Source organism: Pseudomonas sp. BIOMIG1BAC, assembly GCF_001705995.2.
In the GTDB taxonomy this organism is placed as follows: Bacteria; Pseudomonadota; Gammaproteobacteria; order Pseudomonadales; family Pseudomonadaceae; genus Aquipseudomonas; species Aquipseudomonas sessilinigenes.
The window spans coordinates 3,339,814-3,353,689 of the sequence record NZ_CP049045.1 but is presented as its reverse complement, the minus strand read 5'-3'; the positions used below and the strand labels follow the sequence as shown (position 1 = coordinate 3,353,689).

The following is a 13,876-nucleotide window of genomic DNA, read 5'->3' as shown; positions in this document are numbered from 1 at the left end:
TATGCCGGGGAAATACATGGCTACTTCAGACCATCCCTAGCAATGCAACGCTGGAGAGTTTCAAGCGTTACTTGCTCGAAGCCGTGCCAGTCATCGACGAGCGCGGATTGGAGCTCTTGAGTTGAGTGCGGAGCACTTTGGCAATTACAAAATCCACTTCAGCGGGTGGCTGAAGTAGCTTGGCAGGCCTGAGTCATCCAGGTCCGCAAAAAGCATATTCATCCGTGAAAAACCACCTAGGGGGTAGGCTTGCGACTTCGAAAATTCGAGACTTTCAAAATTTGAAACTCAGCATTTGAAATGCATCCATCGTCTTTGACGACCTCACTTAAGTATTTCTAATGGAAATCCAGTTATAAATCGAAGTCGATCTATATACCCCCTAGACTGTCCACCCCCCTCCAGAAATAAAGAATATATTTTATATTCTTATAAAATATAACGATTGACCATCTGTCACCCATACTTCCTCTCTAATTATGAAACTTTTGAGTGCATGTGCAATTTTGCAACTTCATAAGTTAATGATTTTGCGGGTATTAGTCAAAAGGAAAGCAATGGACCCACTCTCCCATCCTTCACGACCAGCGGGCGCTCCAGAATTCGTGGTGTTCAGTCATAAGCAAAACGAAAAGGTCAGCTTGTTCTGCCGACCCACGCTGTGGCGATTCGCCGAGGTGGAGTTTGATCCTTGGGTGAGCGATTTAACCGTGAACCAGCGTTTCATCGAATTGGACAAAGTTAGAATTCCGGTTGCGCTTGCGTTCGAGAATAGCCACGCTTCAATCATTGTGGTGTCCAAGTCGTGCCTGGGAACCAGCACGACCGTTGAAGTCCAGAATTATGCCGACGATAACGGCTTTCTCTGCGAAATTTTAGATACTGACTTCCTGAAATCAGAACGTACCCGCTACGAAAACTACCTACTCATGCTTTCCTATATCAACAAGCAGAGAGATGCACTGACTGAGCGCAATCTTCGCGAAGTAATGAGACTCCTCCCAAGGCATGGACTTACGGTGAGCAGCGCTATGCACGCGGTTGAGCAGGATTTTGGCGAAAAGGGCGCAGCTTTGGTGTTCGAGTTAGTCAGAAAGGGCCGATTGAACGTCAAGAGTTTGAGTTCGACAAAATTAAGTGGGACATCCCAATTAGGCCATGGAGATGCCCAGGATGAGTGATCAACGATTTTCTAGGTCCGAACGCGAACGAGAAGGTTACGACTGTGATAAATGGCGCGCTGTTGACTTAACGGTCCTGCCGGATGGCCTTCGAGGTCCGACGGAGAATCGTATTAAAGCTATCCGGGCGTTCTTGAAGGAAGGCGCATCGCTAGAGGAAATTCAAGAAAAATACGGGATACCCCGCTCAACGCTTTATCGAGTCATCGACAAGTGCGAAGCGCTGGACAAATCCGGAAGTCCCATTGGCTGGGTGGCCGCAATACCTTATAAGCGCAGCGGTGAAAGAAAATATAATCGGACAGCGCAGCCCAGTTCATCCGCAACGCAAGGATATTCCGGCGTTTTTACGCACTTCGTTGAGCAACATCCAGATGTGGATGATTGGCTGAAAGCGCAAGCCCGTAGATATAAACCTCGGAAATCTGGCGGCGACTACTTTATAGCGGTTCATAAAGCGTTCGTGCGCAAGTGCATTGAGGTTGGAGTTACCAAAAATGAATACCCATTAAATCAAAAAACCGAAGGTATAAGCGGGCTTAGGAGGTGGTTGCAGGATAAACACCGAGAATTGAAAGCAGAGCAGGAGTTGAAGTCCTCACAAGCTAACGAGAGCGTCCGAGATATTGATCCATCGGATATCTTGGAGCAAGTTGAAGCAGATGGACACAAATTGGATATTCGCTTGGTTATTCGCGAAAGGGATGCCTATGGGGAGCCTGTTGAATATGAAATTCTTAGGGTCTGGCTAATTTGTCTGATCGAAAAATTTTCAAGGTGCGTGTTGGGCTATTCATTGGCACTGGGTCACAACTATGATCAAGTCGACTTGCTAACGGCGATTTATCGAGCCCTGAGCCCACACGCTCGTCCACCGCTGAATATTCCTGATACCCGTTATTGCGATGAAGGGGGGTTCCCCTCAGAAAGTTCGGGCGCGTGGCAAACGTGGTCCACACTAAAACTGGATAATGCTTGGGCGCATAAGGCGAAGCATGTGATTGAGGTGCTAAATGATAGGCTTGGCTGTGTGGTGGAGTTCGGCAGACCGCACACGCCCAATGATCGCCCTGTTGTGGAGCGTTTTTTTCTCTATTTAGTGCAAAATTTTTCTCACAAAATAATTGGTACCACGGGTAGTGAGTCCGCAGACGAGATCAAGGCACGTTTATCGCCAAAATCCAAAAACCCTTTGAAGATGTTGCTGTCTCTAGAAGAGTTGGAAAGTGCCGTGGACATAGTGATCTCTGACTATAACGGTCGGCCGCACGCGTCAATCCAAGGCCACACCCCATTGGACTTGTTCCTCATGCGTATGAAGGCAAGGGCGTTGCCGCCGAACACACTGCCTATTCGTTATCAAAATGAGGCAGCGTTTACGAGAATTCGCGAGCCAAAGATCGTGCAGTCAAATGCCAAATATGGGGGCGCGTTCATTAACTTTGCTTACCAGAAATACCGAAATCCGGACGTATTGCGAAGTAATTCGGCGGGGCGGAAAATGATCATTGAGTACTCTCGTAGAGATGTCTCTTCGATCAATTTGCTTGATGAGTCTGGTGCGTTTATTGGTGTGCTGACACCGCCGCCACCTTACTCAATCACGCCACACAGCTACAAATTGCAGACCGAGATTTCAAAGGCCGTGAAGGACGGACAATTCCGCTTTACGGAAAGTGAGTCATTCATTGAAGCTGTCCGTAGGTTTCAATTGAAAGGTAACAAAATGACTCGAGAGAGCGCGACGAACCTCTACAAAAACACTGGCATGGTTTCATCAGGTTCGTCTGTCGAGGAAGAAACGCCTCCCCCGGCATCGGAATCACAAGTCGACAGAGTAAAGCTGTTTAAAGTTTTCACTTTTTGAAATAGAGGGTGCAAATGGATATCCAGGATACGAGACCCGTCGAGGTTGATCTTCATCCTGTCTGCAATCAGCGGTATTTGATTCCGACATTTTCGATCGGTGAGACTTACGCGCTTGTGCTTAAGGTTATTCGTCGCAGAGATTCTGGTTTAGTCATCTGGGGGCATACCCGTTACGGTAAGACCTGGGCAATGCTTTATTGCCAGCAATGCCTTACGCAAGATTTTCCGGATTTTCCTGTTGTTATTTACAACGCGAAGCGGGAATATCAGCCACGAAAGGTAATTTTTATAACTCACTGCTGGCGGTGGTCGGTCACAAGCAGTGGAATGACAATGTTAGCCTCTCAAAAAAACATCTTCGGTTAGTGAATTTCATGGAGCAGGCGGCGTGCAAGGATTCACGGCAGGTCTTTATTCTGTTCATTGATGAAGCTCAGCGGCTTCAGCAGCAGCATTTTGACTGGGTCAAGGATATCTACAATGACCTGCGGCTAAAGGGCGTGATATTGCTTCCCATCCTGGTAGGGCAGCAGCAACTGCTGGAACAGAAGAAAACCTTCCTCAATACCGGGGTGGAGGGAGAGGCTATTGTTAATAGGTTCATGCTTTACGAGCACCCTTTCCGCGGAATACGCGAAAAAGAAGATTTCGCGACCTGCCTTGGCTTTTTTGACAGTACCCCTTATCCGGCCAATTCCACATGGACGTTCACCAAATTCTTTGTCCCACAGGCATATGCCAATGGCTTTAGGCTGGCGCAAGTGAAAGACATACTGTGGGATGCCTTTTGTGATGCTTATAAGGAGTTGAAGCTGAAAAGCAAAATGGAAATACCGATGCAGTATTTCAGTAAAACGATAGAGATTATTTTGCGCGATAGTGTCGACATGGATCACCCAAGCTACACCATTACCAGGGAGTTCAGTTTGCGATCTATACGTGAATCTTGGTTTCAGGCCGCAACGCGCAATAGTAAAGCTGCTGATCCGAACGCTTGATGATGATAATCGTCCCGGATACTAAGACGCTGAGCATCAACCCTAGGTACTGTCCGGTGGCCCCACTGTACATGGCTTACGAATCTGCATATTCGATTCTAAGCCGGTTTGCACTTTATAACGTCATCCATGGGGCTGCGCTGGTTAAAATCTTTGCGCCATCAAAGAGCGAGGGTAACGGCAAACTTAGCCGATTCCCAAACCTCGCCCACATCACGGCTGTGAACCCTGTAGCGATCCACGAGTGCTTTACCCTCGATAGAGCGCAGCAAAATGCACTTTTTTTAGTGCCGTCAGCTGTACCGAGCAATGATCACATTGCAGCCACTTTAAGAGTGTGTCCAGTATGCATGGTGCGTGGCATGCACTACTCCCTATTTCAATACTTACTCATCAAGCAGTGCCCGATCCATCAGGTCGAGTTGAGCCAAGCGTGTCAGACCTGCGGAGGGGCGATGGACTACTCGTTAAACAGCAGGTTGTTCCGTGAACCATACGGCTGCAACCATTGTGGCCATCTACTGCGACTCAAGGGCTGTCAAAGTGGCCGGTCCTATTTGAATAAATCCGGGCTAAACCGCCTAATTTTGGCCCATCGAATTTTTGAGCGCGGCAGGGACAGTCAGGTGTTTTTTGATATAAATCAGCCGACCAATATTTACTTTGATAATGCCGCTCAGTTTTCCTCGGCCATCACTGATTTTGCGGTGCATCAGCGTGCGCTGTTCAATGAGGTTCAGACTAGGGCTGCATCAGGTCAGGGTGATAAAAATGTGGGTTTTTACAGAGTCAGTAACATCAGTCGTTGCTCGCCAGTTGAAAGATCGGTAATAGAGCTGACAGTCAAAGACCTTGTTCCGATTTTGAAGTGTATTTTCCGGAAAATTAGAAAGCGCTTTCTTCCTGAAATCAAACTGAGTAAGCAAAAGCTTGCCGGAATTTGGCGGAGTATTGAGGAGTGTGAGGTGCCCAAGCAAGGGTACCAACTCGTCGGCTATCTTGACTGGTTATGTTTTTGGTACGGGGTTAAAACGCCATCTGACTTGTGCTCGAAGGCAAGGTCATGTGTCAACAGAAAACTGGGAGCTTGGCTTGAATCGAAACGGACGCACGAAGTATTTGCTTCACTCAAAGGGGAACGCGAAAGAAAATGGCTGATGACGAAAATACTAGCTCATGAAATTATTTTTTTCATCACCAGGCAGATACGCCGGCTACCTCAATCGGATCTAACCTGCTATAGGGCGAACCCCAATCAAGTGATCTATCGCCGGTGGGTAGGACCCGCTGCATGGGCGCTGATTATCCTTCCCCAGCAAGCCGCTTGTGAATTCCATTTTACAGCCCGCTCCGTTTTCGGTGAGCTCGGTCGGTGGAAGGTGAGCAAACCGGCGCAGCGAGAGACGTATGCGTCGCTGTCACAGTGATAAACAATTAGTCTACGCCCCAATTGACCCAGGCCGTTTCATCGATGCTTTCGCCGGCAATCAGCACGTGCTTCTGTCGCAGATTGGCATTCTGTGTTTCGGCAGGTGTTTCATTGGCGTGTAAAACCTCCGATTCTGCCAATGCCAGTCTGGAGTTGCGAATCGCAGCGTCCCAATCTTCGTAAAAATATTGGTCTTCTGAGGCAGCGGAGGTAGGGCGCTCAAGTGCTCTATCAAAGTCGGCCGTAAATTGGAGGTTGACGACCTTGTGGGTTTTTCCAAGGGGTGGAATGAGCGCCTCACACTCACTGACAAATCCTTCCGGAAAGGGTGTGGCGTCAGGATCGTAAAGATTGACAACCGATGGGCAGTTCACGCTGCTTAGCATTAGCGCAAAGCGGTAGCGGCGTTCTAATACGACTTCTATCTCGTCGGCACTCATCTCGAATTCGACTCCAGCGTCTCCCATGCTGAACAGCTTTTGGTGATTAACGCGATGTTTCGCCAAATGATGATGTCGGCCCAGTAACGCCTGCAAGAGGGTGGCGCTCCCTTCGGTGAGGCAGATCTCCTTATCATTGCCGAATTGGAAATACCACGCATCATTGTATCCGTAAAGAAGATCGGCGAATTTTGCTTTGGCCAGATCCGATGTGGTGCATCCCGTTTCTTGTAACAAACGAAGCATCGCGAGATCCCTCACCCAGTGCTCCACACCTCTGCAACTTCCGCTTATCAGTTCCAGGCTTTCGCCTGAGTACAATTTAGTGTGTGCTGTGAGTTCAACGGCATGGACAAAGTGAGTGGCTTGACGGTAGAGCTTCTTCATCTGGGAGCGCAGGGGGTCCAGATTTTTGCCGAAGCGATGTTCCTGCCAGTTCATAGCGGCGGCGATTCTGGAAGTGGCCTGGCGATTGCTCAGTCGACCCAAGCCCTTCAGTTTACGCTGGATGAGCAAGTCATCAATGTACACTGGAAGGTAGTAATTCCTGGGTTCTGTGGGCTCTGCCGGTCCGGGGTATACAGAGATATGTGAAATATAAAAATATACATAGGCCTCTAGGGATGGTCTGAAGTAGCCATGTATTTCCCCGGCATACCACCTAGCGCAACTTTTAAACTCGCCAAATGATCAAAAAACAATCAATTCGACGAGTATTTCTTACGTTTTCGCCACCCGGACCCCACTCCGGTGGCCATTTCCCGCATTACAGGCGCACCTCTCCTGCATTCGTCAGTAAATGTCGGCGCGCCATCCACAGGTTCGACAGAGCGAACAGTGTCACCAGTTGCGCCGTGTTTTTGGCCAAGCCGCGAAAGCGCACCTTGGTGTAACCGAACTGGCGCTTGATTACCCGGAACGGATGCTCGACCTTGGCGCGCACCTGAGCCTTGGCCTTTTCAATCTTGCGCTTGGCTTTGTACAGCACGCTGCGCTTATCGAGTTTTTTGTAGGTGCTGCGGCGTGCCGCCACCTGCCAGATAACTTCACGTCCTTCATGCTCGGGCCGCTTTTCGACACCGGTGTAGCCTGCATCGGCGCAGACCACGTTTTCGTCGCCATGCAGCAATTTGTCCACCTGGGTGACATCCGCCACATTGGCCGCCGTGCCCACTACGCTGTGCACCAGACCCGATTCGTCATCGGCGCCGATGTGGGCCTTCATGCCAAAATAATACTGGTTTCCCTTCTTGGTCTGGTGCATTTCCGGGTCGCGCTTGCCGTCCTTGTTCTTGGTCGAACTGGGCGCATTGATCAGCGTTGCATCGACGATGGTGCCCTGGCGCAGCGACAGGCCGCGGTCGCCCAGATAGCCATTGATGACAGCGAGGATGCCGGCCGCCAGCTCGTGTTTCTCCAGCAAGCGGCGGAAGTTGAGAATGGTGGTTTCGTCGGGGATGCGCTCCAGGTTCAGCCCGGCAAACTGGCGCAGGATCGTGGTTTCGTACAGCGCTTCCTCCATCGCTGGATCGCTGTAGCCGAACCAGTTCTGCAGCAGATGCACACGCAGCATCGCCATCAACGGGTAGGCCGGACGGCCACCTTCACCTTTCGGATAATGTGGCTCGATCAAAGCAATCAAGCCCTTCCACGGCACCACCCGATCCATCTCGATCAGGAACAACTCCTTGCGGGTTTGCTTGCGCTTGCCAGCGTACTCGGCGTCGGCGAAGGTCATCTGCTTCATCGGGAAACTCGGTGGGTGGGGTCGCGGTATTTTGCCAAATCAGAAAGTCTTTTTCAGAGTTTCCCTAGCGGCAGCAGGCTCTCACTGAGCGATTTGTACTGTGTGTGGCGCAACCATAGGTCGACATGCTGAAGGTAGCGCGCCACTTTACGCCGTCTACGCAGGGGCACGGTGTGCAACAGAAAATCGGTGATTTCCTGACCGAGACCGGGGATGAAATAGATAGTTTGCAGTAGTGCCATGGGCTGCTCCGACAGGCAATCATCACTGATGAATCGTGCATGAGGTGGCTTTCAGTTGCACAGATTCGCACTTCGCGGATCGAGCGAAACGTCTTGCTGCAGGGTTTCCTGGAGCCAAGGACTTATGAACGGTCATGCCCACAGGGCTGTGGTTGCGGCCCAGAAGCCCCCAAGCCTCCTAGGATCTGCTGCCATAGATACCCTGGGGCAGCGGCGCACGATGCGCCAAGTGGTGATCATTGAGTGCGTTGGCGCTCATGCAGATCCCTCCGTTGCGCCTGACGGAGATCTGTTTCCAGCCTAGCAAACGGAAGAAATCACGCAACGTGCAAGCAGCCCGCTGTCACGTCATTTTCAAGCGATAAGCAACGATGCACTGGTACATTAGTAATTTTTTGGAGGCCACTGCGTTGGTGCTGCAGGGTGAACCGCTGCGGGTGTTCAACTGCCAGCGCGGCGGCGTCTTGTCGAGATGGTGCGTCATACCGACAATCGATGGGGCTTGGCCGGCGGCAGCCATCAGCATTGCGGCTTACCTTTAAAGGGAGAAGGCATGAGTCACTACTTTGATCATGCGAGTCAGGAACTGTACAGCAAGATCGCCCAGGCCAAGGTGTACATCACCCGCCACAAACCGACCACTAGCGCACTGGCCGAAGCGGTGCTTCGCCAGTTCCTCAAAGACCACCTGCCGGGGGCGGTCAGTGTGGAGCAGGGCTTCATCATCGACAGCGTGGGCGGTTTATCCAAGCAGTGCGACATTCTGATTTACGACTCGCACCGATATGCCCCGTTCTATCGAGTAGGGGGGGGCCGGCGGAGGCGGTGATTGCCATTATCGAAGTAAAAACCTCGATCAACCGGGCCGGGTTTCATGAGGTCATTCACTATTTCCAGAGTTTCCAAAACCTGCGACTCGCGGCGAGGACATACTTGTTCATGTTCAACGCTCCGACGTTGGGGACTGTCAGCAAGCACTTTCACTCATTTCGGCACCCAGAGAGCTATCAGGAGTTCGATCACGATACTTTCCAGCTCCTCCCGGACGAAATCACCGGTCTGGACCACTCCTACCATTTGCAGAAAGGCATGGTCATCCACGATCGCGATGGTATGGGCTATCTGTCGTACTTCTACGAGGATCATGAAGGCACCGCGATCAATGCGTTGGAGCGGTTTTTCCTCTCAGTCTATGCCTCCGTCGAACGACACCTCACCTGTAGCCTACCAGCGAATTCGCTGGTGCCGCGAGCGGCTTACCACAGCAGTACTCCCAGCAAAAGCATTTTTGCCATCGACTTGTTCCCCATGTAACTTCAGGTGTACGCAGCCTCTGCCTAAGTGGCTTTATCTCTCCACCAGACCTATCGATCAGCGACGCAACCGCCTCAGTCTCCCGCGTTCGTCATGGCTGACGCGCAGAAGACGCTCGCCCCCTTTGACCCGGCTGCTGGTTCTGGCGCAGCTTCGCTCGCTATCGGTGTCGGTCCGAGGAGCTGACTGGCCCGACTGTCGAGCAGGGAGCCTGCCTGAAAGTAACCCATCACCGTGGTGACACTGCGATGTTCAGTCATGGCCATCACTTCGCCGAGCGGCACGCCCTGGCGCCCGGCCTCGGTTATAAACCCCGACCTTAAACTGTGCGCCGCCCAATCGCCGTCGAGACCCGCCAGTTGCGCTCGGCGCTGGACAATGCGTGCGACTTGGTCCGCTGACAGCGCTGTAGTGCCGACCTTGTCACCTTTGTAAAGCCGGCGGAACAGCGGGCCACTGTCAGCAGGTGCCGCCACCAGCCAGGCAGCGAGGGCCTGCGCTGCTGGGCCGCGCAGCGGCTTCTCACGGTGCACCCCGCCGGTGTCTGTCTTGGTGGTGCCGAGAGCGTACAGCCAGGTGTCAGCATCCAGTTGGCGCACGTCGCCGACCTGCAGGCCGACCACCTCGGACCGCCGACGGCCACCGCCACTCCATGCCAGCAGGAGGAGAGCGCGATCACGTACCCCGCGCACGCCGTCGGTGCAAGTGGCGAGTAGCGCCTGCAACGGCTCCAGCACGATCGCGGTTTTCTTGCGCACCGTCACACCCTGGCGCGATTGCGCCTTGCGCGCGTCGCGGAGCAAGGTCTTCAGCGCCGGTTCTTCGCACGGATTGGCCCAGCCGTTGAGCCGATGCCATTTGCCGAGCACCGAAAGGCGGTGACTGACGGTATTGAAGGCCAGCGCCCCCAGTCCGCCCTTGACCCGGGCGGTCACCAGCGCCACGTCGATCGCCGGCGGCAGCAGGTGCGCCCAGGTACCGTCGGCCAACGGCCGGGCCAAATGATCAAGGACGAACTGCACGGCCACGGTCGCGGGGAGTGGCGCATCGCCCAGCACGTGTCCGTAGCGCAGCCGCAGCCAGGCCGACCAGTAGGTGAGGGCACTCTGGTAACTGCGCACAGTATTGGTTGCGGTGCCGGCCGCAATGAATGCCTCGGCCGCGGCGCGGGTGCTGTCGGTCAACTCCGCCAGCACCAACAACTGAGAGGAGGGGATCTTCACCGGCTCTGTCAATTTCATTTCGCTCACCGCTGCAATAGGTTCGGATAACCTTTGCTTATCAGATCTAATATAGCTGGAGACGGGCCATGGCAGTAGGGTGCCGGAACTGACGTGTTTGCCCCCGCGGATGCTGTATTGGCTCGCGGCGAGCGGTCGACGGTGGAGCGGGTGCACTTGCAGCTCGGACGGGGTAGTCCGGCGCGGGTTGGTGCGTTGCTGGATCAATGATGGCAACAGTTGGCCGGGCGCTTGCGTGGTGAGACACGGCTGCCCGATCTGCCGAGGGAGGTGGCGCAGGCCTTTTTGACCATCTAGCAGCGGGCCGTCACCCTGGCCCAGAGCGTCACGGAGCAGGCGTTAGCCGGTCAGCGCCAAGTACTGACATAAGAGCGCGAGGCGCTAGGCGCACTGGATGCCGGCCTGGCCAATCTGGAGCACTTGCTAACTCAATATCAGGTGCAAATCGACGACCTGTGCAGGCAGCGCTGCGGTCTGCCGGCGTAACGTGACGAGGCGCATGCACAATTTATCTAGGTTCGTCAGCAGTGGCAGGGAAGCCTTGCACAGTCCGAGCATGTGCGTAGCGAGCAGCAGCGCTACACCCAGATCTCGAAGAAAGGATGTATCGTGAGATTGATAAGGCCCGGGACGAGAGTAAAGGCCTACTTGGCACAAACGCTGATGCTATCTGACCAACTGGACCAGGCACGCCTCGCTGCAGTGCAGGCTGGCGATCAGTTCTACGCGCTGCAAGATCGACTGGACCAAGATAAGCCGGCAGAAACGCAGCGAAACTGCCTTGACACACCGTGCGTGCGCGGAGAACCAGAAGGCGCAATTAGTGCTGCTGCGGAAACCCTGTACAACAAACGGCGTCAGCACCCTTGATAGGCTCGTTGCGGGTACGTTACTTCGTGTAGGTTGAGCAGGCTATTCAGGGAGGCAATCAATGACGAACGACAATTTACAGTTCGTCGATAACCGACCGATCACGCTACAGCAAGATGATCTGCTGGGTCGGACCGCATTTTCCGAGCGCTTGGCATTGGCGATCAATACCAAGAGAAACCGAGAAAACCTGGCGATCGGCCATGCCGAAGGTTGGGGAAGTGACAATCAAAAAATGCCGTAGCAATAGGTAGGCTGGAACAACTTAAGCAACGCAAAGATCCGAGCGGCGCTGACAAGCATTTGGCGAAGCTGCTGCTCGCGTGCACTGCTGTTTCAGCGCGATACAGTTGAAGAGTGCGGAGTAAAGGGCTGCCTTGTGTATGCTTATTATGTATTCAACGCTCGGAGCGCAGCCGGCGCCACAATGTGGTCCGGCTGATGCCCAGGCGATGTGCCGCTTCGTCGAGGTTGCCCTGACAGCTTTCAAGCGTCTCTTGTACGTGACGTAATTGCGCGGCCTTACCAACGCGGTGCAGATCCGTATCCCGTGGCGACTTTTTCCGTACCTGTGGCAGAGGGGAGCCTTCGCACAGTTCGGGCAGCACGCGGATCAGGTAATACTCATCCAGCCCCTGCTCGCTTAGCAGTTCGCGGGCCGAGAGCATCGCCCTCTCGATCACGTTCTCCAGTTCCCGGACGTTGCCTGGCCAGGCATAGCGGGTCAGGTACGGCAGCAGGGCGGCCGGTATCTCAGCTGCCCCCGGCGGCTGGCCCTGGACCAGCAGGCGCTGGCTAATGCCCCGGCAGATCAGGGCAATATCCTCTGGTCGCTCGCGCAGCGGGGTGGTCTGCAGCCGTAGGATGTTAAGCCGGTAATACAGGTCGCTGCGAAAATCTCCATCATTCATGGCGGCGTGCAGGTCCTGGTGAGTTGCTGCGATGATCCGTACATCGATGGAAGTCGGCTCGGTGCCACCCAGGCGCAGCACCTCTCGCTCCTGCAGCACTCGCAGTAGGCGGGTTTGCAACGATACGGGCATATCGCCGATTTCATCGAGAAACAGCGTGCCGCGGTGGGCCGCTTCGAGCAGTCCGGGCTTGCCGCCCTTGCGCGAGCCGCTGAAGGCGCCTTCCTCGTAGCCGAACAGTTCGCTTTCCAATAGCGACTCGGGAAACGCCGCGCAGTTGATGCCGACGAAAGGCCCCTGCTGGCGAGGGCTCTCGTTATGGATGCCCTGGGCCAACAACTCCTTGCCGGTGCCGCTTTCGCCGGTGATCAGGATGGTCGAGTGGCTGGCGGCGAAACGCTTGGCCATCTGCAGCAGTTCGCGGCTGGAGCGGCTGTTGCCGCTGAGTTGCTCAAGCCGGTAGCGGGCGGTGAATGCACCCGGGCGGCGGGTGGAGCGGATGCGCTGGTCCGCCCGCTGTACGGCGGTGATGTCCTGGCAGGTCAAGACCAGGCCAGTACGCTCGCCGTTTTCGAGGATCGGCAGCAAATTGCTAACCACCGCATGGGAGCCGAGACGGATCACCCGGTTTTCTTCGCCGCTGCCATCCAGCAATGCCTGTTGCAAGTCCAGCTCCGGGCACAGCTGCTGCAGTGGCCGGCCCAGGGCTGCACTGGCTGGCAGCTCCAGCAGGTGCGCCAGGGCCGGATTCAGGGATTGCACCAGGCCCTGGTTATCGACCGCCGCCACGCCAGTGGGAATGTGTTGCAGCACGGCGTTCAAATGGCGGCGCTTGGCGATCTCTACGCGCTGGCTATCGAGGATGCCCAGGGCCTCCTCGAGCGCCTTGCGTACTGTGTCCTCACTGAGCGACAGCACCCCATACAGCCCTGCCTGTTCCGCCAGCTCCACCACCGTCGACGACCCTATTATGCTGAGATAGCCCAGCCGGGCGGCCTGTTCGACTGCCTGGCGGGCTTCTTCCAGGGAGTTGTAGGCGGCCTGGTGAACCGGCACGGTGAACAGTGCATTCATCGCCTGTAGGTCGTGATTGATGCTGCTGTAGCTGAGCAAGGCCACTTGCGAGGAGTGCTCCCGGGCGTGCCCCAGCGCACGCAGCAGGTCAGCGCCGCCCACCTGCATGGACAGCACCGGTCGTGCTAGGTGCTTGCGCAGGTAGGCAGCGGTGGCGCCGGCGCAGACGAACACGTCGGCGTCACCGCGCTGTTCCAGCTCGCGGGCGGTCTGCAACGCTTCGGACACCGAGGTGTCGAGCACTTCGATATGGGTGTGAGGGTAGTCCGCGGCGAGCCCGGCCACCACCAGGGCAAGGCGGCTGCGTTGCCGGGGACGTTGCAGGTGGCTGATGAGCACGACGACCTGGGAGGCGGGGGAGTGCATGACTAGACCTGTTCATAAATGAAATGCCTCGATAGTGCAGTATTTCTTTCAAGTATGAAACGCGGCGCTGTTGCATCGCTTCTCACTGAGACAGCAGACGCCAGGATTGGCGTGGCTTGCGGGCGATCAGCGAAGAGTTGGCACAGGCATTGCTCCTGCTGACCTGCTAATTCAAAACTGAAGGCAGGGACCAT

13 protein-coding genes and 1 pseudogene are annotated in these 13,876 nt (G+C 54.7%); 8 read left to right on the top strand and 6 right to left on the bottom strand.

What is annotated here, in order from left to right; all coding sequences use genetic code 11:
- The first annotated feature begins 557 nt into the window (after positions 1-557).
- From ATY02_RS15925 to ATY02_RS15910, 4 genes are all read left to right on the top strand, one after another.
- A complete protein-coding gene (locus tag ATY02_RS15925) occupies positions 558-1,181 on the top strand; it encodes a hypothetical protein (RefSeq protein ID WP_068581059.1) in 624 nt (207 codons plus the stop codon).
- The gene (locus ATY02_RS15920) at positions 1,174-3,048 is read left to right on the top strand and encodes a helix-turn-helix domain-containing protein (protein ID WP_068581063.1); all 1,875 of its coding nucleotides are present in this window, start codon (positions 1,174-1,176) and stop codon (positions 3,046-3,048) included. The genes ATY02_RS15925 and ATY02_RS15920 overlap by 8 nt, the downstream gene beginning before the upstream one ends.
- Before the next feature lie 208 nt (positions 3,049-3,256).
- The gene (locus ATY02_RS15915) at positions 3,257-4,048 is read left to right on the top strand and encodes an ATP-binding protein (protein ID WP_228022294.1); all 792 of its coding nucleotides are present in this window, start codon (positions 3,257-3,259) and stop codon (positions 4,046-4,048) included.
- 71 nt (positions 4,049-4,119) lie between these two features.
- Positions 4,120-5,475 carry a TniQ family protein gene (locus ATY02_RS15910; RefSeq protein WP_164823678.1) on the top strand — a complete coding sequence of 452 codons (1,356 nt, stop codon included), beginning with the start codon at positions 4,120-4,122 and terminating at the stop codon, positions 5,473-5,475.
- Positions 5,476-5,482: 7 nt separating this feature from the next.
- On the opposite strand, the gene ATY02_RS15905 is transcribed toward ATY02_RS15910, so the two are convergent.
- The 4 genes from ATY02_RS15905 to ATY02_RS15890 form a co-directional block, all read right to left on the bottom strand.
- Positions 5,483-6,448, bottom strand: coding sequence for a hypothetical protein (locus ATY02_RS15905; RefSeq protein WP_068581068.1), 966 nt, complete (start codon positions 6,446-6,448; stop codon positions 5,483-5,485).
- 235 nt (positions 6,449-6,683) lie between these two features.
- Positions 6,684-7,664 carry an IS5-like element IS1384 family transposase gene (locus ATY02_RS15900; protein WP_010466230.1) on the bottom strand — a complete coding sequence of 327 codons (981 nt, stop codon included), beginning with the start codon at positions 7,662-7,664 and terminating at the stop codon, positions 6,684-6,686.
- A gap of 53 nt (positions 7,665-7,717) precedes the next feature.
- A complete protein-coding gene (locus ATY02_RS15895; protein WP_068583077.1) occupies positions 7,718-7,906 on the bottom strand; it encodes a hypothetical protein in 189 nt (62 codons plus the stop codon).
- 343 nt (positions 7,907-8,249) lie between these two features.
- Entirely contained in the window at positions 8,250-8,432 is a 183-nt protein-coding gene (locus tag ATY02_RS15890) for a hypothetical protein (protein ID WP_068583074.1), read from the bottom strand.
- A gap of 27 nt (positions 8,433-8,459) precedes the next feature.
- Between ATY02_RS15890 and ATY02_RS36080 the strand changes: the two genes are divergently transcribed.
- Both ATY02_RS36080 and ATY02_RS36075 read left to right on the top strand, forming a co-directional pair.
- Positions 8,460-8,735, top strand: coding sequence for a DUF6602 domain-containing protein (locus ATY02_RS36080; RefSeq protein WP_068583072.1), 276 nt, complete (start codon positions 8,460-8,462; stop codon positions 8,733-8,735).
- Positions 8,732-9,220 (top strand): hypothetical protein, encoded by a 489-nt coding sequence (locus ATY02_RS36075; protein ID WP_068583070.1) that lies wholly within the window; start codon positions 8,732-8,734, stop codon positions 9,218-9,220. The genes ATY02_RS36080 and ATY02_RS36075 overlap by 4 nt, the downstream gene beginning before the upstream one ends.
- Positions 9,221-9,294: 74 nt before the next feature.
- Here ATY02_RS36075 and ATY02_RS15880 read toward each other — a convergent pair whose 3' ends face one another.
- Positions 9,295-10,461, bottom strand: a complete 1,167-nt coding sequence (locus ATY02_RS15880) for a site-specific integrase (protein ID WP_083235686.1) — start codon at positions 10,459-10,461, stop codon at positions 9,295-9,297.
- A 93-nt stretch (positions 10,462-10,554) separates the two neighbouring features.
- Here ATY02_RS15880 and ATY02_RS36630 point away from each other — a divergent pair.
- Positions 10,555-10,929: pseudogene (locus ATY02_RS36630) on the top strand (DNA-binding protein); the annotation flags it as partial.
- Between the two features lie 463 nt (positions 10,930-11,392).
- Entirely contained in the window at positions 11,393-11,575 is a 183-nt protein-coding gene (locus ATY02_RS15870; RefSeq protein WP_068583067.1) for a hypothetical protein, read from the top strand.
- A 154-nt stretch (positions 11,576-11,729) separates the two neighbouring features.
- On the opposite strand, the gene ATY02_RS15865 is transcribed toward ATY02_RS15870, so the two are convergent.
- On the bottom strand, positions 11,730-13,682 hold the full coding sequence (locus ATY02_RS15865) for a sigma-54-dependent Fis family transcriptional regulator (protein ID WP_164823677.1): 1,953 nt from the start codon (positions 13,680-13,682) through the stop codon (positions 11,730-11,732).
- Positions 13,683-13,876 lie beyond the last annotated feature (194 nt).

Bases quoted from the DNA above. Each gene is read 5' to 3' on its own strand.
- ATY02_RS15925 (WP_068581059.1), top strand. From the start codon at position 558: ATGGACCCACTCTCCCATCCTTCACGACCAGCGGGCGCTCCAGAATTC.
- ATY02_RS15920 (WP_068581063.1), top strand. From the start codon at position 1,174: ATGAGTGATCAACGATTTTCTAGGTCCGAACGCGAACGAGAAGGTTAC.
- ATY02_RS15915 (WP_228022294.1), top strand. From the start codon at position 3,257: ATGCCTTACGCAAGATTTTCCGGATTTTCCTGTTGTTATTTACAACGC.
- ATY02_RS15910 (WP_164823678.1), top strand. From the start codon at position 4,120: ATGGCTTACGAATCTGCATATTCGATTCTAAGCCGGTTTGCACTTTAT.
- ATY02_RS15900 (WP_010466230.1), bottom strand. From the start codon at position 7,664: ATGAAGCAGATGACCTTCGCCGACGCCGAGTACGCTGGCAAGCGCAAG.
- ATY02_RS15895 (WP_068583077.1), bottom strand. From the start codon at position 7,906: ATGGCACTACTGCAAACTATCTATTTCATCCCCGGTCTCGGTCAGGAA.
- ATY02_RS15890 (WP_068583074.1), bottom strand. From the start codon at position 8,432: ATGCTGATGGCTGCCGCCGGCCAAGCCCCATCGATTGTCGGTATGACG.
- ATY02_RS36080 (WP_068583072.1), top strand. From the start codon at position 8,460: ATGAGTCACTACTTTGATCATGCGAGTCAGGAACTGTACAGCAAGATC.
- ATY02_RS15880 (WP_083235686.1), bottom strand. From the start codon at position 10,461: ATGAAATTGACAGAGCCGGTGAAGATCCCCTCCTCTCAGTTGTTGGTG.
- ATY02_RS15870 (WP_068583067.1), top strand. From the start codon at position 11,393: ATGACGAACGACAATTTACAGTTCGTCGATAACCGACCGATCACGCTA.
- ATY02_RS15865 (WP_164823677.1), bottom strand. From the start codon at position 13,682: ATGCACTCCCCCGCCTCCCAGGTCGTCGTGCTCATCAGCCACCTGCAA.